The 22,502-nt window shown below is 70.4% G+C and carries 15 protein-coding genes; 6 read left to right on the forward strand and 9 right to left on the reverse strand.

Annotated elements, in window-relative coordinates; all coding sequences use genetic code 11:
* Nucleotides 1-43: 43 nt before the first annotated feature.
* Nucleotides 44-3,028 carry a UPF0182 family protein gene (locus T333_RS10315; protein ID WP_496424335.1) on the reverse strand — a complete coding sequence of 995 codons (2,985 nt, stop codon included), beginning with the start codon at nucleotides 3,026-3,028 and terminating at the stop codon, nucleotides 44-46.
* Between the two features lie 202 nt (nucleotides 3,029-3,230).
* On the opposite strand from T333_RS10315, the gene T333_RS10320 reads away from it, so the two are divergent.
* Nucleotides 3,231-3,821, forward strand: coding sequence for a PPA1309 family protein (locus tag T333_RS10320; protein ID WP_067789502.1), 591 nt, complete (start codon nucleotides 3,231-3,233; stop codon nucleotides 3,819-3,821).
* A gap of 12 nt (nucleotides 3,822-3,833) precedes the next feature.
* Here T333_RS10320 and T333_RS10325 read toward each other — a convergent pair whose 3' ends face one another.
* On the reverse strand, nucleotides 3,834-4,859 hold the full coding sequence (locus tag T333_RS10325; RefSeq protein WP_357256272.1) for a YlbL family protein: 1,026 nt from the start codon (nucleotides 4,857-4,859) through the stop codon (nucleotides 3,834-3,836).
* 160 nt (nucleotides 4,860-5,019) lie between these two features.
* On the opposite strand from T333_RS10325, the gene T333_RS10330 reads away from it, so the two are divergent.
* The 3 genes from T333_RS10330 (at nucleotide 5,020) to T333_RS10340 (ending at nucleotide 8,783) form a co-directional block, all read left to right on the forward strand.
* Nucleotides 5,020-6,426, forward strand: coding sequence for a zinc-dependent metalloprotease (locus T333_RS10330; RefSeq protein ID WP_357256271.1), 1,407 nt, complete (start codon nucleotides 5,020-5,022; stop codon nucleotides 6,424-6,426).
* 88 nt (nucleotides 6,427-6,514) lie between these two features.
* Nucleotides 6,515-7,381, forward strand: a complete 867-nt coding sequence (locus T333_RS10335; RefSeq protein ID WP_496424336.1) for a hypothetical protein — start codon at nucleotides 6,515-6,517, stop codon at nucleotides 7,379-7,381.
* 58 nt (nucleotides 7,382-7,439) lie between these two features.
* Nucleotides 7,440-8,783, forward strand: coding sequence for an ABC1 kinase family protein (locus T333_RS10340; RefSeq protein ID WP_355003897.1), 1,344 nt, complete (start codon nucleotides 7,440-7,442; stop codon nucleotides 8,781-8,783).
* 156 nt (nucleotides 8,784-8,939) lie between these two features.
* On the opposite strand, the gene T333_RS10345 is transcribed toward T333_RS10340, so the two are convergent.
* The 3 genes from T333_RS10345 to T333_RS10355 form a co-directional block, all read right to left on the reverse strand.
* A complete protein-coding gene (locus T333_RS10345; protein WP_355003898.1) occupies nucleotides 8,940-9,230 on the reverse strand; it encodes a WhiB family transcriptional regulator in 291 nt (96 codons plus the stop codon).
* 140 nt (nucleotides 9,231-9,370) lie between these two features.
* Nucleotides 9,371-9,727, reverse strand: coding sequence for a hypothetical protein (locus T333_RS10350; protein ID WP_355003899.1), 357 nt, complete (start codon nucleotides 9,725-9,727; stop codon nucleotides 9,371-9,373).
* Between the two features lie 112 nt (nucleotides 9,728-9,839).
* Complete coding sequence (locus T333_RS10355) at nucleotides 9,840-11,993, reverse strand: ATP-dependent DNA helicase UvrD2 (protein WP_355003900.1); 2,154 nt, start codon at nucleotides 11,991-11,993, stop codon at nucleotides 9,840-9,842.
* A gap of 122 nt (nucleotides 11,994-12,115) precedes the next feature.
* On the opposite strand from T333_RS10355, the gene T333_RS10360 reads away from it, so the two are divergent.
* Nucleotides 12,116-12,346, forward strand: coding sequence for a mycoredoxin (locus T333_RS10360; protein WP_067789586.1), 231 nt, complete (start codon nucleotides 12,116-12,118; stop codon nucleotides 12,344-12,346).
* Between the two features lie 3 nt (nucleotides 12,347-12,349).
* Here the strand turns inward: T333_RS10360 and nudC are convergent, their stop codons facing one another.
* Together nudC and T333_RS10370 are read right to left on the reverse strand one after the other, a co-directional pair.
* Entirely contained in the window at nucleotides 12,350-13,249 is a 900-nt protein-coding gene (nudC, locus tag T333_RS10365) for an NAD(+) diphosphatase (protein WP_355003901.1), read from the reverse strand.
* A gap of 25 nt (nucleotides 13,250-13,274) precedes the next feature.
* On the reverse strand, nucleotides 13,275-14,336 hold the full coding sequence (locus T333_RS10370) for a potassium channel family protein (RefSeq protein WP_355003902.1): 1,062 nt from the start codon (nucleotides 14,334-14,336) through the stop codon (nucleotides 13,275-13,277).
* A 140-nt stretch (nucleotides 14,337-14,476) separates the two neighbouring features.
* On the opposite strand from T333_RS10370, the gene T333_RS10375 reads away from it, so the two are divergent.
* A complete protein-coding gene (locus tag T333_RS10375; RefSeq protein WP_355003903.1) occupies nucleotides 14,477-14,878 on the forward strand; it encodes a DoxX family protein in 402 nt (133 codons plus the stop codon).
* Between the two features lie 7 nt (nucleotides 14,879-14,885).
* On the opposite strand, the gene T333_RS10380 is transcribed toward T333_RS10375, so the two are convergent.
* Both T333_RS10380 and T333_RS10385 read right to left on the reverse strand, forming a co-directional pair.
* The gene (locus T333_RS10380; protein ID WP_496424337.1) at nucleotides 14,886-18,479 is read right to left on the reverse strand and encodes an ATP-dependent helicase; all 3,594 of its coding nucleotides are present in this window, start codon (nucleotides 18,477-18,479) and stop codon (nucleotides 14,886-14,888) included.
* Nucleotides 18,476-22,429, reverse strand: a complete 3,954-nt coding sequence (locus tag T333_RS10385) for a PD-(D/E)XK nuclease family protein (RefSeq protein WP_496424338.1) — start codon at nucleotides 22,427-22,429, stop codon at nucleotides 18,476-18,478. The genes T333_RS10380 and T333_RS10385 overlap by 4 nt, the downstream gene beginning before the upstream one ends.
* Nucleotides 22,430-22,502: the final 73 nt, after the last annotated feature.

Consider the following 22,502-nt stretch of genomic DNA (forward strand, 5'->3'; position numbering starts at 1 on the left):
GCTGCCATCACTGGGGATGGCAGCGCCGCTTTCTATTTCAGGCTCAGCGACCGCTGGCTTCGTACGCCTTGATCGCCTGCTCCAACCTGCTGAACGCCGCACCGAGACTGGCGAGATCACCGCTGCGCTGAGCGTCGCGCACATTGCGCAGGGCCGCGTCCAGTTCCAGGACCGCCGCGTCCTTCGCGTTCGGCGGCGGCGGGATGGTGCCCTGGGCGTTCGGTGGCGGCGGGGTCGACCCCTGGTTCGGCGGCGGGGTCGTTCCTTGCTGGTTCGGCGTCTCGACTCCCGGCGCCGTCGCGGCGCTGCCGCTGCCGGGGAAGATCTTGTCGAGGGCCGCGGCGAGCGTCGGCTCGTAGCCGACCAGCACCGACCCGGTCGCGGGATCGCGATAGCTCACGAGCACGCGGGCCAGCTGCGGGAAGGTCGAGGTGTTCGGTCCGCTGTTGCGTTCGGTGTACAGCGGCTCGACGTAGAGAATGCCGCCGTCGGCGATCGGCAAGGTGAGCAGATTGCCATATTTGATCTTGTTGGAACCCTGCAACAGCGTTTTGTCGCGCGAGACCTCGTCGTTGATGGTCATCGTGTTCTGCGTTTGCTGCGGACCCTGCGTCTGCGAATCCGTCGGCAGCTGCAAGACCGTGAACTTGCCGTAGTTCCCCGGATCCGAACTCACCGAGATATAGGCCGACAGGTACTGCCGGTTGAAGCCGACCATGGCGCTGGTCAGATTGAACTCGGGCCGTCCGCTCTTCGGGTCGCCGACCAACGCGTAGTACGGCGGCTGCTTGAAGGTGCCGCCCTCGATCGTCGGATCGCTCGGCACCGACCAGAACGCGTTGTTGGTGAAGAACTCTCGCGGATCGTTCACGTGGTACTTGCTGAGCATCTCGCGCTGCACCTTGAACAGGTCCTCCGGGTAGCGGAAGTGCGCGCGCAGCTCCGGCGAGATGTCGCCCTCCGGCTTCACCGCGTTCGGGAACACCCCGCGCCAGGCCTTCAGCACCGGATCGGCGGAGTCGACCTCGTACAGGGTGACGGTGCCGTCGTAGGCGTCGACGGTGGCCTTCACCGAGTTGCGGATGTAGCTGACCTCCTTGCGGGGCAGCAGCCGTCCGGTCTTCTTGTCGACGCTGTCCTCGACCGCGCCCTCCAGCGAGGTGCTCTGCGCGTACGGGTAGTTGTCCAGCGTGGTGTAGGCGTCGACGATCCAGACGATGCGCTTGTCCACCACCGCGGGGTAGGCGTTGCCGTCGGCGGTCAGCCAGGGCGCGACCTTCTCGATCCGCTCGCGCGGATCGCGGTTGAAGATGATCTTCGAGTCGTCGCCGATGGCGCCGGAGAACAGGATGTTGCGCTCGGCGTACTTGGCGGCGAAGGCCAGCCGGTTGAACCAGGACCCGATCGGCACGCCGCCGGAACCGGTGTAGGTGTACTGCACGTTGTCCAGGTCGTATTCGCGCGCGGGCTGCCCGGCCGCGCCGACGATGGCGTAGTCGGCGTCGGACTGGGAGATCAGCTCACCGAAGTAGATGCGCGGCTGGTCGACCTTGATGGCCTGGCGGTCCTGCGGCGTGGAGATGTCGCTGACGAAGCTCAGCGGGCCGTCGTCGAAGACCGGAGAACCGCTGTCGCTGCTGCCCGCGACGGTCGCGTCCTTGGCCGCGGCCTTGTTGATGCGGTTGGCCGGGGCGGCGACGAAGCCGTTGCCGTGGGTGTAGACGGTGTGCCGGTTGATCCAGTCGGTCTGATTGTCCTTCAGGCTCTGCGGCTCCAGCTCGCGCGCCGCGACGATGTAGTCCTGGACCTCACCGTCGATGGTGTAGCGGTCGATGTCGAGCGGGTTGGGGAAGCCGTAGAAGTTCTTCAGCTGGCGCAGCTGAGTGAAGGTGGGCGACAGGATGTTCGGATCGAGCAGCCGGATGTTGGAGATGGTGGTGCGGTCGGCGGGAACGTCGCGCGGGTTCTTGGTGCCGTCGCCCTTGTAGTTCTGGTAATCGACCTTGTCGTCGGTGATGCCGAACGCCTGCCTGGTCGCGGCGATGTTGCGCTCGATGTACTCCGACTCCTTGTCCGCGGCGTTCGGGCGCACCGAGAACTGCTCGACCACCAGCGGCCACACCGCGCCGACCAGGATCGAGGAGAGCACGAGCAGCGCGGCGGCCATGGCGGGCACGCGCAGGTCGCGCAGCACGATGCCCGCGAAGAACGCCAGCGCGCAGATCACCGCGATGGACAGCAGGATCAGCTTGGCGGGCAGCACCGCATTGATGTCGGTGAACGAACCACCGGTGAAGGTGGGTTCCTTGCGCGCGCTGGAGAGCAGCTCGTAGCGGTCGAACCAGTAGGCGATCGCCTTGAGCAGCACGAAGATTCCGGCGAGCACGGCGAGCTGGATGCGCGCGGGCTTGGTGAGCGTGCCCTCGCGACCGCTCAGCCGCAGGCCGCCGAAGATGTAGTGCGTCACCAGGTTCGCGAAGAACGCGATGACCACCGCGACGAAGAGCCAGTTCAGCACCATCCGGTAGAACGGCAGATCGAAGGCGTAGAAACCGACGTCGAGGCCGAACTGAGGATCGGTCTCGCCGAACGAGCCGCCGTTGAGGAACAGCTGCACCGTCACCCAGTTCGACTGGGCCACCAGGCCGGAGAGCAGACCGAGCAGCACCGGGATGCCGATGCCGAACAGCTTGAGCTTGCTCATCACGGTGGTGCGGTAGCGCGCGATCGGATCGTTCGGCCCCGCGGCAGGCACGAACACCGGCCTCGTCCGATAGGCGAGCAGCAACGCGAGCCAGACCACGAGACCGACGAACACCGCGACCGCGAGGAACAGCAGGATGCGGGTGCGCAGCACGGTGAGATACACGTCGCGGAAACCGACCTCACCGAACCACAGCCAGTTGGTATAGGTATCGGTCAGCCGTGGCCCCAACAGCAGCAACGCCGCCAGGATGATGGCCGCCACCAGCAGCACGCGGCTGCGTCGGGACAACGAAGGTAAGCCGGTTGGGGGCCGCATGCCCACGGTGCCACTCTCCAGGGTCCGGCGGCGCCCAACCGGCATATTCGGTCGGTGCGCCGCATTCCGACGTTGCGGTTCGGTCCTCGCGGACCGTCTGGCGCCCACTCTACGGAAACGGACATCGCGACGTCGTGTGTGGCCTCGGTGAGCTCGCCGGAATCGATTTCGGTGGCTTCGCCGATCGGCTCGCGGTGGTGATGCGAGGATGTCCACCGTGAACGCCGATCTGCACGCCGAGCTTGTCCTGTCCCGCGCCGTCCGGGAAGTCGCGGAGTTCGCCGACGCCGAGGGCTGGGGCCGTCCGCCGCAGATGTTCGCGCTGGTGCCGACCGCCGATCTGGTCGCGGCCGAACCCGGCCTGCTCGATCAGATCGACCAGGGCGACGAGCTGACTCCGATCGCGCAGGAGCCGTTGCCCGACGACATCACCGGCGGTTCGATGGCGCTCGACGAATTCCTCGCCACCACGAGCTGGCCGCCCGCCGTCAAAGGTTGTGTGCTGGTGCAGGAGATCGTGGTGCTGCCGCCGGACGCCGAGAGCACCCTCGACGACGCGCTCGCACCGCTGCTCGCCGACCACGAGGCCGCCGACGCCGCGGCCCGCGCCGCGGCCGAGGCGCACCCGGGCCGTCGCGAGGCGCGACTGTTCGCCGCTGTGCTGCGCGACGGCGCGTCGCTGTCGCTGTTGCAGGTGCGCCCGCAGGACGACGAGGACGATTTCGGTGACCTCGACCTGCGGACCTACCCGAACCTGGCGCCGAACCTCATCGAGGCGCTGCACCACACGCTGGACTGATCAGCCGCGGAATCAGCCGCAGCTCGGCGCCTCGGCGCCCGCGTTCATCGACTCGAGCGACCGCACCGCGCCCTCGAGGGTCTCCACCTTGACCAGGCGCAAGCCTTCGGGAGTGCGCTGCCTGGCCTCGTTGCAGTTGGCCGCGGGCACCAGGAAGGTCTCGGCGCCCGCCTCGCGCGCGGCCATCATCTTGTATTGAATGCCGCCGATCGGGCCGACCGCGCCGTCCTGATCGATGGTGCCGGTGCCCGCGACGAACTTGCCACCGTCCAGGTCGCCTGGGCTCAGCTTGTCGATGAGGGCGAGGCTGAACATCAGTCCCGCCGACGGGCCGCCGATGTCGGCCAGGTTGAAGGTGACCTGCATGGGCGGCAGCGCGCCCTCGCCCGGGGTGACGCCGAGGTAGCCCTTGGCCGGATCGTCCGGGCGCGCGCCGAGGGTGATGGTCGCGGTCTGCTCGGCGTTGTCGCGGCGGAACACCACGGTCAACTGGCTGCCCGGCGGCTGCGTGGAGACCGCGGTGACCAGGTCTTTGGGCGTCGTGATCGGCGCGCCGTTCACGCTGACGAGTTCGTCGCCGGGGCGCAGCGCGTCCTTGGCGGGAGCGTCGTCGCCGACATTGCGGATCAGCACGACGGTCGGCAGCTTCAGGTAGTGCAGCGCCGCGACCTCGGCATTGCCCTCGGAGTCCTTGAACTCCTGCTGATTGGACTTGTCGATCTCCTCGCGCGGCACGCCGGGCGGATACACCTCGGCGCGCGGGACCAGACCGTGCTGGCCGCTGACCCAGAAGCCGAACGCCTCGAACAAGTTCAGTCCGTCGCGCACCGCCACCGTGGTCATGTTCAGGTGCCCGCTCGCCGGATCGAGTTCGGCGCCGACCACGTCGACGACCTGCTTGCCGTCGACCTCGCCGAGCGTGTTGAAGGTGGGCCCGGGTCCGAGCGCGACGAACGGCACCTTGACCACGGTGCCGATGACACCGAGCACGAGCACCGGAACGAGCGCGGCAAGGAGGGTGAGGATCCGACGATTCACCCCGCCCACCATAGTGATCCTCCACGGCGGCGGACGGTGCAGGCGCGGAATCCGTGCGCGCGCCGCGCGGTCGTTCGCTGTGCGCGTAAAGGGCGTGCCAGCTGGTCGAGCACGGGCCGCCCACGTCACGCGCCGATTGTCCGCGCGTAACGTTAGAGGCATGACTGACTTCCCGTTCGGATTCTCGAACCGTGACGACGATGACCCGCGCAAGCGCGGCGAAGAGCCGAACGGTCCCGGGGCGAACAATCCGTTCGGCTTCCCGATCGGCGGCGGCGCGGCCGGATTCGATCCCGCGCAGCTCGGCCAGATGTTGACCTCGCTCGGTCAAATGCTCAGTGGCATGGGACAACCCGGCGGCGCGTCCGCGGGTCCGGTCAACTACGACGTCGCCAAGCGTCTGGCGCGCCAGCAGCTCGGCTCGGCTGTGACGCCCGTCTCGGCGAGCACCCAGCAGGCGGTGGCCGACGCGGCGCGCCTCGCCGAACTCTGGCTCGACGACGCGACGACGCTGCCCGCGGGCGCGACGAAGACCGTGGCGTGGACGGCCAACGACTGGATCGAGGAGACGCTGTCCACCTGGAAGCGGTTGTGCGACCCGGTCGCCGAGCAGATCTCGGGCATGTGGACCGCGCAACTACCCGAGGAGGCCAGGGAATTCGCCGCGCCGATGGTCGGCATGCTCGGCCAGATGGGCGGTCTCGCGTTCGGCTCGCAGCTCGGCCAGGCGCTCGGCCAGCTGGCCAAGGAGGTGCTGACCTCCACCGATATCGGTCTGCCGCTCGGCCCGACCGGCACCGGCGCGCTGCTGCCCACCGCGATCGCGGAGTTCAGCGCGGGCTTGGAACAGCCGGAGAGCGAGATCCTGGTGTTCCTCGCGGCCAGGGAGGCGGCCCACCAGCGGCTGTTCGCGCACGTGCCGTGGCTGCGTCAGCAGGTGCTCGGCGCGGTGGAGGACTACGCGCGCGGCATCAAGATGGACTTCTCCGCGCTCGAGCAGGCCGCCCAGGGCATCGACCCGATGTCGCTGACCGACCCGTCGAAGCTCGAGGAGATCCTGGCGCAGGGCGCGTTCGAACCGCAGACCACACCGGAGCAGAAGCAGGCGCTGGAACGGCTCGAGACGCTGCTCGCCCTGATCGAGGGCTGGGTGCAGGTCGTGGTCACCGACGCGGTCGGCGACCGGCTGCCCGGCGCGGGCGCCCTCGCCGAGACGCTGCGCCGCCGCCGCGCTACCGGCGGGCCCGCCGAGCAGACCTTCGCCACGCTGGTCGGCCTGGAGTTGCGGCCGCGCAAGCTGCGCGAGGCCGCGCAGCTGTGGCGTCGGCTGACCACCGACGCGGGTATCGACGCCCGCGACGGCGTCTGGGCGCATCCGGACCTGCTGCCCGACTCCGAGGACCTGGACACCCCCGCGGGCTTCATCGACTCGGTCATCGGCGGCGGAACGACCGCGTTCGACGACCCGCTGGCGCAGCTGGCCGAGACCGAGGCGCGCGAGCGCGCGGAGGCCGAGGGCGAGGGCGGCGACGGACCGGACCTGAACAAGGGCGACGACAAGTCCTGAGAATTCCCCTGTGAACAGCGCGAATTCCTGTGGATAACCACCGGTTTCGCGCCCGTTCGCGTGGGGCGTGGTGCGCATACTGCTTGCCATGACCACGTTGCGCCCGCAGGGCCCGATGCTGCATCCCCGGGTGACGATCCTCGTTCGCCCGTCCGGGGTGGTCCAGCTCGGCTGGGATCCGGAACGCGCACTGCTCCTCGAACCGCCGGAGCTGGACACCCAGGCCGTGCTCGGCTTCCTCCGTCTGCTCGATGGGCTGCGAACGCGGCCGCAGATCCTGTGGCAAGCGGGCCGCAACGGCGTCGCCGCCGAACGCGCCGTCACGCTGCTGGAGGAGATCGATGCCGCGGGGCTACTGGTGCAGCCGCGAGATCGTCCCGGCCCGATCCGCGCGGTGCGGGTACACGGCCTCGGCCCGCTCTCGGACGCGATCTCGGCGGGATTGCGCCGCGTCGGCATCCGCCCGGTGCGGTCGCGCGGGGACGCACCGGAGGCCGTGGTCACGGGACCGCGCGCCGACGATCTCGTGGTGCTCGCCGACACCGTGGTCACCGACCCGCGTCTGGCGAGCGAACTTGTGCTGCACCGCATTCCGCATCTCCCGGTGCGCGTGCGCGACGGAACGGGTGTCGTCGGTCCGCTGGTCCTGCCCGGCGAGACCAGCTGCCTGCGCTGCGCCGACCTGACGCGGGTCGACTACGACGCGGAGTGGCCCCACCTCGCCGCCCAGCTGCTCGGCCGGGTCGGGCACGCCTCGCCCGCCGCCATCGCGGCGACGGCGGCGCTCGCGCTCGGCGAACTCGAGGCGATCCTCGACTGCTCGCCGCGCCGACCTCCCGCGACGCTGGACGCCACGCTCGAGTTGGACCTCGATTCGCACCTGCTCCAGCGAAGGTACTGGGCGCCACACGTCGCCTGTGGTTGTCGCACGATCGGCTCGGGAAGCGCAACGTGAGATCGAAAACTCGCAATTGCCATGGCAAAGCTCCGGGTGCTTCGGCCATGATGGGGAGGTGTCTGAGATCGTGCGCCGTAGCTCGTCCCGAAACGCCAAGTTAGCCAAGATTCCGCTGGGTATCGCCGGTCGGGCCGCCGTCGGCTTCGGCAAGAGGCTCGCGGGCGGTGACAAGGGCGAGATCAGCGCGCAGCTGAACCAGCGGGCCGCCGAACAGCTTTTCACCGTGTTGGGCGAGCTCAAGGGCGGCGCGATGAAGTTCGGGCAGGCGCTGAGTGTGATGGAGGCCGCGGTTCCCGAGGAGTTCGGTGAGCACTACCGCGACGCGCTGACCAAGTTGCAGGCCGCCGCACCGCCGATGCCAGCGGAGACGGTGCACCGGGTGCTGGATCAGCAACTCGGCACCCAGTGGCGGCAGCGCTTCCGTTCCTTCGAGGACGCACCGTCCGCCTCGGCGAGCATCGGACAGGTGCACAAGGCGGAGTGGTCGGACGGTCGCACCGTAGCGGTGAAGGTGCAGTACCCGGGCGCCGACGAGGCGCTGCGCGCCGACCTCAAGACGTTGTCGCGGATGACCGGCCTGATCTCCTCGGTGATCCCCGGCGCGGACGTCAAGCCGATCCTGGCCGAGATCACCGAGCGCACCGAGGAGGAGCTGGACTACCGCAACGAGGCCGCGAACCAGCGTGCGTTCGCCAAGGCCTTCGATGGACACCCGGAGATCGTGGTGCCGAAGGTGGTGGCCTCCGCGCCGAAGGTGATCGTGACCGAATGGCTCGAGGGAACTCCGGTGTCCCAGATCATCAAGGCGGGCGCCGACGATCCCGAGGGCACCGTGACCCTGCGCAACCGGGTAGCGCTGCTGATGGGCCGTTTTCACTTCTCCTCGCCCGAGACCGTCGGACTGCTGCACGCCGATCCGCATCCGGGCAACTTCATGGCGCTGGCCGACGGCAGGCTGGCCGTGATCGATTTCGGCGCGTGCGCGCCGCTGCCCAACGGTTTCCCCGAGATTCTCGGGCGGATGCTGGCGATGGCCGTCGAGGAGGACTACGACGGGCTGACCCAGTTGATGTACGACAACGGATGGGTGATCCCCGGCCGCACCGTCACCCATCGGGAAATCGCCGACTATCTGCGGCCGTTCGCCGATCCGATCAAGACCGACTCGTTCCACTTCACCCGCCGGTGGATGCAGCGCGTCGCGGGCAAGGCGACCGACTTCACCAGCGCGGAGATGAAAACGGCTCGGGCGCTGCAACTTCCGGCCGAACACGTGATGATCTTCCGGGTGCTCGGCGGCTCGGTGGGCATCCTGGCCCAGCTGGACGCCGAGGTGCCGTTCATGCAGCTGGCCACGACTTGGCTGCCCGGCCTGCGCGACGAACGCTCGGCCAGCTGACCGGCGCGAAAAACACTCCCCCACAACGCAAACGGGCCGCCCACCTGATCTCGAGGTGAGCGGCTCGTCTGCTTTCTCGTTCCTGGGCCCGGTTGGGGTCCGGATCGGACGGTTGGGCCTCAGCGACCGGAGGGAGGAGAGGCCAGGGCCCGGCTCTCACGCCGGAACCGCGACCTTGCGCGGACGACCGCGCGGACGCTTGCGGGCGATCACGACACCCTGGTCGAAGATCTCACCGCCCCATACGCCCCAAGGCTCGCGCCGATCGATGGCCGCGGTCAGGCAGCCCTTGCGGATCGGGCAAGACGCGCACAGCGCCTTGGCCTGCTCCAGCTGGCCCGGGCTCTCCGCGAACCAGAGATCGGGATCTCCGGCTCGACAGGGCAGGACCTTGGTGACCTCCCGGGTGACAGCGGTGGCCTGCGGCCAGCTCTCTGCGGGGAACACGTTGTTCTCCTTCAGTTCGGTTTGCAGCGGTTCGTTAGTTGTCCACGAAACCGGTGGCAAACGGCTGAAGGGCCGCTTAAAAGTACTGGCCACGGTTTCGCTTCGTGCGAGCCGTGGCCAGGAGGTCTGGGGTGGATCCCCTACCTAGGTCGACACCTGTGTCGATTCCTGATCACGGTCGCTGGGTGTGCGGTGCGGAGGCGTGCTGCCGGCAGCAGATCGATGTCTGCCATGGGCTCGGCCGCCGGCTCATAGCCGGCTTCGCGAGCGACGACGCCGACGGCCGCATTGGCGGTCGGCTGCCAGCCCCCGCTGGGCTTGTCCTGGAGAAGGGTGTGAATCGGCCGATGCGCCGGCGAAATCGTCGCCGGCGTACCAAAACCGCACACACTTACCGAGGACAGACCGATCCCCTGCAAAGCGAGGATCCCCCGGGAGGCCGACATGGACATATCGACCGCAACGCCGATGGCGCCGAAGTTGTTGATGCCGTTCATTGGTCTGCCTCCCTCCTGTTCTCGTTGTGTCGTTCAGTTTCGCGCGCCGGAATGCCCTCCCGGTGCGTGATTCCCACCATATGCAATGTCGACGGAACCGACAACCTATTTTCTACCTGCGGTTTTGTGATGTCGACCGGACTCGCGACGCGACGATCGCGAGCACGTCGGCCCCGTAGTCGACGATCTTCTTCGCCCCGATGCCCGGGATCGCTTCCAGTGCACGGTCGTCGGCGGGCAGTTGCTCGGCGATCGCGGTGAGCGTGGTGTCGGTGAACACCACGAACTCCCGAACCCGCAGTGCCTCGGCCTTTTCGGCGCGCCACTCCTTCAGCGCCGCCAACAGCGCCGCGTCCAGTTCGGCGGGGCAGCGGCGGCAACGGCCCAGCATGGTGGCGTAGGTGCCGATCAACGGCTTCGCGCAGACCCGGCAGGACGGGCGTATCCCGTTGTGCTCGGGACGCCCGGTCGACGCCGCGATCCGCGACGCGGGGGAATCGTCGGGCACCAGACCGTTGAGGAAACGGGAACGCCTGCGGGTGCGCCTGCTGCCCTCACCGCGCGACAGCGCCCAGGACAGCCGCAGATGCTCGCGCGCCCGTGTCACGCCCACGTACAGCAGCCTGCGTTCCTCTTCCAGCGCGGCCTGATCGCCGACCGAGCCGTCGTCGGCGAGCGCGTGCGCGATCGGCAGCGTGCCGTCGGCGAGCCCGACCAGGAAGACCGCGTCCCACTCCAGACCCTTGGCCGCGTGCAGCGAGGCGAGCGTCACGCCCTGCACGGTCGGTGGGTGCCTGGCCTCGGCGCGGGCGGCCAGCTCGCCCAGCAGGCCGGGCAGCTCCAGGTCGGCGTCGTGCTCGACCAGTTCCTCGGTCAGCCGGACCAGCGCGACCAGCGACGACCACCGCTCGCGGGCTTGCGCGCCCGCGGGTTCGGTCGCGGTCAGGCCGACCGGGGCGAGCACCGCCCGAACCAAGGTGACCAGGGCCGCACCGCGCCGGGACTGATCGGGCAGATCATCGCGGGCGGCGGCCTGGCGCAGCGCCTGCACGGCCTGCCTGACCTCGGCGCGCTGGAAGAATCCCTCGCCGCCGCGCACTTGATAAGGAATGCCGCGCTCGGTGAGCGCCTGCTCGTAGGCCTCGGACTGGGCATTGATGCGATAGAGCACGGCGATCTCCGCCGCGGGGGTGCCCGCCGCGATCAGCCTTTTGATCTCGTTCGCGACGCCCGCCGCCTCGGCCGGTGCGTCGTCGTACTCGGTGAACTCCGGCTCCGGACCGTCCGGGCGTTGGCCGATCAGCTGGAGCCGAGTGCCCGCGATGCGGCCGCGCGCGGCGCCGATCACCCGATTGGCCAGCGACACCACCTGCGGCGTCGAACGGTAGTCGCGCTCCAATCGGACGACTGTCGCGTCCGGGAAACGCCGCGAGAAGTCGAGCAGGTAGCTGGGGGTGGCGCCGGTGAAGGAGTAGATCGTCTGGTTCGCGTCGCCGACGACCGTCAGATCGTCGCGATCACCGAGCCAGGCGTCGAGCACCCGCTGCTGGAGCGGCGTGACGTCCTGGTACTCGTCGACGACGAAACTGCGGTAGCGACCGCGGAATTCGTCGGCGACGGCCGGGTAGTCCTCCAGCGCGGCGGCGGTGTGCAGCAGGAGATCGTCGAAATCGAGCAGCAGGCCGTCCGCGGACGCCTTCAGCGACTCGTAGCCCGCGTAGACCTCGGCCACCCGCGCCGCGGCGTACGGCGGCTCCCGGTGCTGCTTGGCGGCCGCGGCCGGATAGTCCTCCGGGGCGAGCAGCGACGACTTGGCCCATTCGATCTCGGTGAGCAGGTCGCGGACGCTCTCGGTCGCGGTGCTCAGCCCGGCCCGGTGCGCCGCCTGCGCCACCACCGCGAACTTGCCATCCAATAGCCGCCACGGCACGTCGCCGACGACCTGCGGCCAGAAGTACTTCAACTGGCGCAGCGCCGCGGCGTGGAAAGTCCGTGCCTGCACTCGAGTCGCCTCGCCGCCGAGACCGAGCGCGCGCAACCGGCCGCGCAACTCGCCCGCGGCGCGCGCGGTGAAAGTGACCGCGAGCACCTGGTCGGGCTTGACGTGCCCCGCCGACACGAGATGCGCGATGCGATGCGTGATGGTGCGGGTCTTGCCGGTGCCCGCGCCCGCGAGCACGCAGACCGGCCCGCGCGGCGCCCGGACGGCGGCGGCCTGTTCGGGGTCCAGGGCGTCGAGGTCGATAGCGGGCACGGGCACCATCATGGCAGCACGGTCCGACAACCGGCCGCCGCCGTCCGCACCCGCGAAATACCGGACATCGTGGAACAGGACGAGGTAGTACAGCGTTGAATGGATCCGTGACTGACGTGAACCCCGTTCTGACCATGTACTCGACCACCTGGTGCGGCTACTGCCGCAGGTTGAAGAAGCAGCTGGACGAGTCCGGTATCAGCTATGTCGAGATCGATATCGAGCAGGACCCGGCCTCGGCCGAGTTCGTCGGCAGCGTCAACAACGGCAATCACGTGGTGCCGACAGTGAAGTTCGCGGACGGCTCGACGGCGACCAACCCGTCGTTGGCCACCGTCAAGCAGACCCTCGCCGCCCTGGCCTGACGCTCAGTCGAGCGCCGCCCACGATTCGACGATGGTGCGCGCGATCGAGATGGAGCCCGGCAGCAGCAGTCGCACGCCCTCGCGCTGGCCGGACCAATCCCCGGCCGCGAGCGCCTCGCGCACCTCGGCCCTGGTGAACCAGTGCGCCTCGGCGATCTCGCCGTCGGAGAAGGTCAGCGGCTGCTCCGGGTCGGCGACCGCGGCGAAGCCGAGCATCAGCGACCGAGGGAACGGCCACGGCTGACTGCCCAGGTAGTGGATGTCGCGGACGTCGAGGCCGACCTCCTCGCGCATCTCGCGCGCCACACAGCGCTCCAGCGACTCGCCCGCTTCGACGAAACCGGCGAGCAGCGAGAACAAGGTATTCGGCCAGGCGTGCTGGCGAGCGAGCAGCACCCGGTCGCCGCCGTCGTGGATCAGGACGATGACGGCCGGGTCGATGCGCGGGAACTCCTCGTGACCGCTCTCGGTGACCCGCGACCAGCCGCCCTTGGCCGCCGACGTCGCCGAACCGTCGTACGCGCTGAAAGCGGACTTGTCGTGCCAGTTCAGCAGCGCCATCGCGGTGGAGAGCAGTCCGGCGGTGAAGTCGTCCAGCTCGCCCGCGACGACGCGCAGGTCGGTGAGTTCGCCCGTGAGTTCGTTGTCGCGGACCGCCCACAGGTGCCTGCCCTCGGCGACGCCGAGGAACACCGCCGCCGGATTCGGCTCGGCGGACAGTTCGACGGCCGCGTCCAGTACCAGCGCACCGCCCTCGAAGCGCACCTGCCCCCGCCGGGTGATGCGGAGCAGCCCGGCCTTGGCCCACCCCTCCTCGAGCGCTTTCTCGTCGGCGCGGATCTCCTCGGCTCGATCGACCGCGGCGCGGGACAGCAGGGGGATGGCGTTCAGCTGAAATGACACGCTTCGAGACTACTTCCGGACGGCGTCACTTCGCCGTGCGGCGGATGTAGAGCAGCTTGTCGCCCGCCTCGATCGCGTCCACCTCCGGCTCGCCGACCCGGATCAGGTCGCCGTCGCGCACCACGCCGAGCACGATGTCGCTGAGATGCCTTGGCGAGCCGCCGATCTCGCTCGGCTCCACCTCGCGCTCGGCCACCGCGAAACCCTGCTCGGGGGTGAGCAGGTCTTCCATCATCTCCACCACGGTCGGTGTGGTGGTGGCGATGCCGAGCAGGCGGCCCGCGGTCTCGGAGGACACGACCACCGAGTCGGCGCCGGACTGGCGCAGCAGGTGAATGTTCTCGGCCTCGCGGATGGCGACCACGATCTTGGCCTTCTTGTTCAGCTCGCGGGCGGTCAGCGTGACCAGCACCGCGGTGTCGTCGCGGTTGGCCGCCACGATCACCGACGCGGCGTTCTGCACGCCGGCCAGTCGCAGCACGTCGGACTGGGTGGCCGAGCCGTTGACGGTCACCAGGCCCGCGTTGGCGGCGCGCTCCAACGCGACCATGTCGGTGTCGACCACCACGATGTCGGCGGGCTGCACGCCGTCGCCGAGCATGGCGTCGATGGCGGTGCGCCCCTTCGTGCCGTATCCGACGACCACGGTGTGATTACGCACGCTGCGCCTCCAACGCTGAATCTTGAATGACTGGCGAGATCGTTCGGTCAGCACGCTGATGGTGGTACCGACGAGCACGATGAGAAAGAGGATGCGCAGCGGGGTGATGATGATGATGTTCGCCAGCCGCGCCTCGGGCGAAGCCGGGGTGATGTCGCCGTAGCCGGTGGTGGACAGCGACACCGTCGCGTAATAGAACGAGTCCAGGAAGGACAGTTCGCCGCCGGTGTTGTCGCGGTAGCCCGCCCGCCCGAGATACACCACGGTCGCCGCGGTGAACAGCAGTGCGATGGCGAACGCGATCCTGCGGCTCAGCGAAACCCATGGACTGATCTGCGTCTCCGGAATGCGCAGCACACCGACCAGCGCGAAGTCCGGACGGGTCGACAAGCCCACCCTTGCGCGGTCTCCGAAATCACCGAGCATCGCACTCACCCGCTCGCCCGTTCGCCGCGGTCTTCCTCCGGCACTGTTTCTCCCTCCGGCACAGCACGGGAGCCTACCGGGTCCGCGTCGCACCGCTCGGACTCGACGCGAACACTCGGTGAATGCCAGGGTGACTACCCATGGCAGACATTCGACCGACCACCGACGAGGGCCGACGGCCCGCGCTGCTGCTGGCAGCCTTACTGTTCGGCGCCGGAGTGATGCACTTCGTGGCGCCCAAATTCTTCGACGCGACGATTCCCCGTGCATTGCCCGGCCGGGCGCGCGACTACACCTATGTCTCCGGCGTCGCCGAATTCGGTGTGGCGGCCGCGCTCGCGGCGCCGCGCACCAGGCGGCTCGGCGGACGACTCGCCGCGCTGCTGTTCGTCGTCGTGTTTCCCGCGAACGTGCAGATGGCCGTGGACGCGGCCCGCAGCGAGAAGGCATCTCCCGCGCTGAAGATCGGCACGCTGCTGCGGCTGCCGTTGCAGATTCCGCTGGTCACCACGGCGTGGAAAGTCGCGCGCCGTAGCCGATAGTGCCGAGTCAGTCGTCCTGCCTGACCGGCGCGGCCGAGCGGATGAGCTCGGCCAGTTCCTCTGGTCCGGGCAACTCCGCGGGAGCGATGGTGCGCCCGGAGCGCACGTAATGGAAAGCGGCGCCGATCTTGTCGAGCATCTCGTGTTCGGTGCCGCCGTGGCGCGCGGCCATCAGGCGGGCCCAGGCCAACCGGTAGATGGCCAGCTGCATGGCCACCGCGGGTTCGTCGGCGGGTCCGGGTTCAGCGCCGGTCTTCCAGTCGACGACGGTCCAGCCGCCACCGGGTTCGGCGAAGACCGCGTCCATGCGGCCGCGGATCACGGTGCCCGCGATCGAGGTCTCGAAGGGCACCTCGACGTCTAGCGGACTGCGGTGCGCCCACGGCGAATTCAGGAACGCGTCCTGCATCCTGGCCAGTTCGGCGTCGACGCTCGCGTCGTGCGGATCGGGTTCGCCCGCGCCGGGCAGTTCATCGAGCCCGATCAGCCTGGTGCCCGCGAACCAGCGCTGCACCCAGGCGTGGAACGCGGTGCCGCGCCGGGCCAACGGATTCGGCGGGTACGGCAGCGGACGACGCAGCCGCCGAGCCAGTTTCGCGGGATCGGCGCGCATCTCCACCAGGGCGGTGGCGGGAATCTGACCGGGCAGTTCCACCTCTTGGGCCGCGGCGAGGCTCGCCTCGTGCTCGGCGAGCAGCGCGTCCACGTCGGCGGCCCAGCCCTCCGGGTCGTCCGGGTCGACCGCCTCGTCCACCGGCGCGAACTCGTCCGGCGGCGGCTCGAAGTCGTCGGGCGGTGGGGCGAAATCGTCCTCGGGCGAGCGGAGTTCGTCGATCGAGAACAGTGCGCCCGGTTCGGCCTCGAGCACCGGCGCGGCTGCCTCGGACGGCGCGACAGATCGCTCCTGTCGCGCGGCGGTAGTCCGGGCTTCGGCGGGCTTGGCGCGCAGGTCCGCGAGTGCGGTGCGGACGAGGGCGGCGCCCTGCTCGATCGGGTCGCGGCGCGGGCCGAGCGGATCGCGCGGCCATTCGGCGGTCGCCGGATTGTCGGTGAACGGATTGACCGCGTCGACCTCGGGCGGATCGTCCCACCTCGCGATGTCGAGCACGCCGAAAGCGGGCCCGTCGGCCGACTCGCTCGCGTTCTTCAGCTCCAGCAGGAAGTCCGATGGCCCCTTGGGCGTCGAGCCGGTCTCGGCCCAGTGGTGCGCCGAAACGAGCAGCACCCGTTCGGTTCTGGTGAGCGCGACGTAGAACAGCCGCCGTTCCTCGTCGAGACGCCTGCGGTCCAGCGCGCCCTTGTGCGCCTTGATGGCGGCCTCCAGGTCGGCCCGGTCGTACAGGTCCGACAGGTCGAGCACGGGCACGCCTTCGGCGGCGTCGTCCTGGATGCGGTCGCCGCGCAGCGAGGTGGGCAGCTCGGCCAGCGCGCCGAGCCACGTCGCCGAGGCGGCGCCCGAGGGGAACACGCCGCGCACCACGTGCGGAACCGCGACGATCTCCCATTCCAGCCCTTTGGCCGCGTGCACGGTCAGCACCTGCACGCGGTCCTTGGCGACCTCCACCTCGCCCGGCTCCAGCCCGTTCTCGACCGACTCGGCGGCGGCGAGGAAGGCGAGCAGACCGCTCAGCGTGGCGCCGGTGTCGGCGGCGTAGCCCGCGACGACCTCGGCGAACGCGTCCAGGTGTTCGCGTCCCGCTCCAGTACCGGCCATGGCGCGGCGGGCTTGGGTCTCGACGCCGACGCCGATGGTGCGCTCCACATCGGCCACGAGTTCGACCAAGGGCTGGCCGCTGCGTTCGCGCAGTGCGGCGAGTTCCTTGCCGAGCGCCTCGATGCGGGCGTAACCGGAGGCCGAATAGTTCTCCGGCGGACCGGGATCGGCGATCGCGTCTGCCAGACCCGCTTGCTCGGCCGGTTCCGGGGCCACCTCCCGCAGCGCGGCGGCGAGCGCGGCGCTGTCGGTGATCTCGTCGTTCGCACCGCCGGAAAGTCTGCTGATGGACAGCTCCCGCGCGCGCTTGGCGAGCGCGGCGAGATCGGCGACGCCGATGCGCCAGCGGGCGCCGGTGAGCACGCGCACGGCCGCGCTGCCCGCGGCGGGCTCGGCGATCAGGCGCAGGGTGGCGACGATGTCGGCCACCTCTGGTGTGGCGAGCAGGCCGCCGAGACCGACGATCTCCACCGGAAGCCCTTGATCACGTAGCGCTTCCGCGAGCGGGGACGCATCGGCGTTGCGGCGCACCAGGACCGCCGAGGTCGGCGGCGGCTCCCCCGCCGCGTGTCGCGCGGACCATTCGGCCGCGATCCGCTCGGCAACCCAATCGCGCTCCTCGGCAACGGTTTCGGTCAGCGCCACCGCGACGACGCCCGGCTCGGCATGGGGTTTGGCGCGCAGCGCGTCGACGGTCACCCCGCCCGCGTCGAGCGCGGTGCGGCGCAGCGGCCCGGCGACCAGGTTGGCGAGGGCCAGCGCCTCGGGCGGATTGCGCCAGCTGGTCAGCAGCGGAAGTATCGGCGCGGGCACGCCGGGGGCCAGCGGAAAGTCGGTGGCGAAACGGGGCAGGTTGGCGGCCGACGCGCCGCGCCAGCCGTAGATGGACTGCATCGGGTCGCCGACCGCGGTCACCGCCAAACGCCGTGCTGCGCCACCTGTTTCGGGCCGCAGCTCGGAGGCCGCGGGCGCTTCCCCACCGAACAGCGCCGCCAACAGGATGCGCTGGGCGTGACCGGTGTCCTGGTACTCGTCGAGCAACACCAGGCGGAACCTGCCTCGCTCGGCGGTCGCCACCTCCTGGTGCTCGGCGGCCAGCCGCGCCGCCAGCGACATCTGGGCGCCGAAGTCCAGTGCACCACGGCGGCGCAGCGCGGCGGCCAACTGCTGGACCAGCGGCAGCAACGCCACCCGCTCGCGCTGCACCTGCACGATCGACAACAGCGCCTGGCTCGGCCCGCCACGCTGACGCGGACCCGCGGGCAGGGTGTGCACGAGCTTCTCCAACTCGGTGTGCGCCTCGGCCAGCTGTTCGGCCTCCACCAGGTGTTCGGCGAGCTGACCGGAGAGCGCGAGCACCGCCTCGGTGACCGACACCGGTGTGCGATCGGTGTCCAGGTCACCGTCCCAGGCCCGCACCACCTGGTGCGCGAGCTGCCACAGCTGCGTCTGAGTGAGCAGCGTGGCCGACGGCTCCACCGGAAGCAGCAGGCCGTGCTCGGTGAGCAGCCGACCGGCGTAGGAGTGGTAGGTGCTGATCTCGGGTTCGGCACCGGAAAGCTGGGCGCGCAACTCCCCCGACGCGTCCAGATCACGCAGCAGCTGTGAACCCGCCAGCCGGGCCAAGCGGGTGCGGATGCGAGCGGTCAACTGCTGCGCGGCTTTTCGCGTGAAGGTCAGGCCGAGCACCTGGTCGGGCAGCACCAGCCGATTGGCCACCATCCACACCACGCGCGCGGCCATGGTCTCGGTCTTGCCCGCGCCCGCGCCCGCCACCACCAGGGTCGGCCCGGGCGGCGCGGCGATCACCGCTGCTTGTTCGTCGGTCGGGGGTGGCAGGCCGAGCGCCTCGGCGATCCGCAGCGGCGACACCGCGGGGTGACTCACTCGTCGGTCACCTGCCTTCCGGTGTCCTGCACCGGGCAGCTGCCCGCGACCGCGCAGTGACGGCAACCGTCGTTGCGCATGGCGAGGTAGCTCGGGCCGCGGGTGGACGCGGCGGCGTCGTGGATGGTGTCGCGCCACTTGTCCAGCGCCCCGCTGTCGAGCGGCTCCTGCATGCGCTGGGTGGCGCCCTCCTTGCTGCTCGGCTTGGCCACGTACACGAGACGGGCGCCACCCGGTTCGCCGACGGTTTCCGTTGGCGCCGTATCGTTCTCGGCACTCGATCCGTCCAGCGCGCCGAGCGCGGCCGCCACCTGGTAGGTCGCCAGCTGCGCGTGGTCGGCGGCGGCCTGCTTGCTGATCGGCGTCTTGCCGGTCTTCACGTCGACGATCACGAAGCGGCCCATGGCATCCCGCTCCAGCCGGTCCACCCTGCCCTTGATCCGCACCGGCGGTTCACCGTCGCCGCGCGGCGCGAGCACGGTGTCGACGGGCACCTCGACGCCGACCTGGGTGAGTTCGCCACGGGTGTTGCGGATCCAGGCCAGGAACGTCTCCAGCATGGCCTCGGTGCGCCGCAGCTCCTGGCGGGAATGCCAGCCGGTGCCGGGATCGATGGCCTGCCAAGCCCGGTCGAGCGCCGCGCGCACCTGCGCCTCGGGCACCTTGCCCGCCAGCGCCTGCACGAGCGTGTGCACCAGGTTGCCTTTGACGGCGTGCGGGTTGTCGCCGTCGGTGCCGCCGTGCCGTTCCAGCGCCCAGCGCAGCGGACACGTGCGCAGTAGTTCCACGGTGGACGGCGACAGCGCGACCGCGGTCTCCTCGTCGTCCCACAGCGGACGCCGGGAGCTGAGTTCGGCTGTGCCGTACCACTCCTCGGGATGGGTGCCGCGTACACCGGCGTGCGCCAACCGAGCCAGCTGGTGCGCGGCCCTGCGGCGACGCTCCGGGTCGGCCTCGGCGTCGCAGACCACGCCGCGCAGCTCGGCCACCAGCGAGTGCATGACGAGGGCGCGGCCAGGATCGGCCACCGGCAGCACACCGGCCTCGGTGTCGTCGTCGTGGCCGAGCAGCTCGGCGAGGAAGCGCGAGGGCACCAGATCTCGCTCCCCCGAGACGGATTCGACCGCCGTCACCAGCAGCGAACGCCGGGCCCTGCTGCACGCGACGAGCAGCAGCCTGCGCTCCTCGGCCAGGATCGGCGCGGCGCGGCTGACCTGCTCGCCAGCAAGGCCGATGCCCGCGCCGAGATCGACCAGATCCTCGGTGTGCAGCAGGGTGCCGCGCGGCCTGGGGTTGGGCCAGATGCCTTCCTGGACGCCCGCGACCGCGACCACGTCCCACTCCCGGCCCGCCGCGGCGTGCGCGCTGAGCAGGGCGACCGCGTCACCCGGCGCGGTCAGCGGGGCGGTGTCCTGCGGAATCTCCTGCTGCACAAGGTATTCCACAAAACCTTCGATACCGGCCCTGGGAATACGATCGACGTAGGCGGCCGCGGCGTCGAACAGGCCGACTGCGGCGTCGAGATCACGGTCGGCCTGCATGCCGACCGCGCCACCGCGTTCGGACTGGGCGACCCAGCGCCGTTCCAGGCGCGAGGCGGTCCACAGCGCCCACAGCACGTCCTCGAGGCCGGTGGCCCGCCTGCGCGCCTTGCGGCCGCGATCCAAGGCGTCGAGCACGCGGCGCAGCGGGGCGGCCTCGACGTCGGTGAGGCGATCGAGCAGTGCACGATCGCCGATGCCGACCAGCAGGTCGCGCAGGACCTCGGCCGAGGACTGGTCGAGCGGGCTGGGATGTGCTGCGTCGCTCGTGGTTTCGCCGCCGCTTGTCGCGCGGTCACGATCCGAGGTGGGCCGGTCCTCGCCGGGACGGCTCGGCGTGGAGCTGTCGTCCGCGTGCTCGGCGACCTCCAAGCCCCATTCGAGATCGGCTTCGCGCCACTCGGATTCGCTGACGATCCAGTCGGGGTCGACGGCGGACCACTCCGTGTCGTCGGCGTCTGGATCGCCATCGTCCGGCGGGAACTCTTGCGGCAGTTCGGAGTTCGTCGCCTTTTGGGTCCGGGTGTCGGCGGGGCGGCGTACGTTCGACGGGGGCACGTCATCTCCCGACCGCCCGCCGGGCGCCAGCGCATCGTCTGGCGTGTCCTGACGCACTGCCGAGTCCGACGATGGCGCGTCCTCCGACGGACCAGTGTCCGACGGCGGCGCGTCCCCCTGTCGGGGCATTTCGTCCAGCCACAGCGCGTTGTCCGGTGACGGCGCGTCGTCCGGCGGAAGCGAACCCGGCGCCAGTGAATCCGGCAGCGCCTCTTCCGGCGGCAACGCCCCATCGGGCAGCGCATCGTCCGGCGGCGCATCGTCGGGCGGCGGCGCATCGTCCGGCGGCGGCGCACCCTCCGGCAGCGGCACCTCCTCCGACTCCACCGCCGCGGCCCACGCCTCCCCCTCCGCGCGCTTCGCCGCCCTACGCTCCAGCTCCAGCACCGCGCGCCGAACACCGCGACGCAATCGCCGCAGCGTGATCTGGTCCGCACCGCCCAGCGGACCTGAGAGCAGATCGAGCGCGTCCTCGGCGGAGAACATCTCCTCCCCTGCCCGGCGCGACCGTTCGCCCGCGAGCAGCGCGCGCAACGCGAGCAGCATCCACGCCGCGCCGCGCCGCCGCGCCAACGGCACGTCCAGCGCGGGCTGCCGTACCGGCACGCCCGCCGCGAGCAACGCGCGCCGCAGCGGGGCCAGCGAGAGCGGCACGGAGCGGACGATCACGGCCATCTCCGACCACGGCACCCCACCGGTCAGGTGGGCGCGCCGCAAATGGTCGGCGATCAGCGCCGCCTCCTTGGCGGGCGTGGCGAGCACGCGGACACGGACCGCGGCGCCGTCGTCCGCGGGCGCCGACGCGCGGTCGGGCAGCGGAAAGCGTTGCGGCGCACTGCCGGGCAACCTGGCCGCGACCCTGGCGACGGCCAGCTGCACCTGCGGGCCGGACCGGTGGTTGTGCCGCAAGACGATGCGCCGTTCCTCCGGCCCACCGGGGTCGGCCGCGAACCGTGGGTCGGCGCCGCGGAAGGCGAAGACGCCCTGATCCGGATCGCCCGCGACCACCGCGCAGTGCGCCGCCGCCCCGATGACACGGACCAGCAGCGCCGCCTGCGGATCCAGATGCTGCGCGTCGTCGACCAGCAGATAGTCGATCCTCGACCGTTCGGCGGCAAGCAGGTTCGGGTCGGCGGCCAGCGCGTCCAAGGCCGCGCCGATCAGCTCCGCGGCGTCCAAAGCGGGCGCGGTGGCCTCGGGCGCCTCGACGCCGACCGACCAGCGCAGCAGCATGGCCTGCTCGTAGCGCTGTGCGAAGCGGCCCGCCGCCACCCATTCCGGCTTGCCGTGCTCGCGGCCGAGCGCCACCAGATCCTCCGGGCCGATGCCGCGCTCGGTGGCCCGCAGCATGAGGTTGCGCAACTGCTCGGCGAACCCGGCGAGGCCGAGCGCGGGCTGCAATCGCTCCGGCCACAGTCCGGTCGCGCCGTCGGCGATGTCGTCGAGGTCGCCGCGAAGCATCTCGCGCAGCACGGCATCCTGCTCGGCACCGGTGAGCAAACGCGGCGGCGGGTTACCGTGCGCGGCGGCGTGCCTGCGCAACACCGCGAAGGCGTAGGAGTGCAGGGTGCGCACGAGCGGCTCTCTCGTCGCACCGGGGACGCCGCCTTCGCCGTCGGGTCCGGTCCCGCTCAGCCGCGCGGTGATGGCGTCGCGCACGGTGGCCGCCGCCTGCTTCGAATGGGTGAGGAGCAGCACCGATTCCGGATCGGCTCCGGCCGCGATACGCGCGGCGGCGAGGTCGGTGAGCAGCGCGGTCTTGCCGGTACCCGGTCCGCCGAGCACCTGCCACGGCTGCCACCCCGGGCGCGCGGGAGCGGGACCCGCCATGGCCTCGAGCAGTGGGCGCACGTCGGCGCCCCAGAGCCGCGCCCGGGGTGCCGTTGCGTTCCGGCGAACAAGTCGCACCGCGCTATCCGATCGC

The organism is Nocardia sp. CNS-044 (assembly GCF_059570515.1).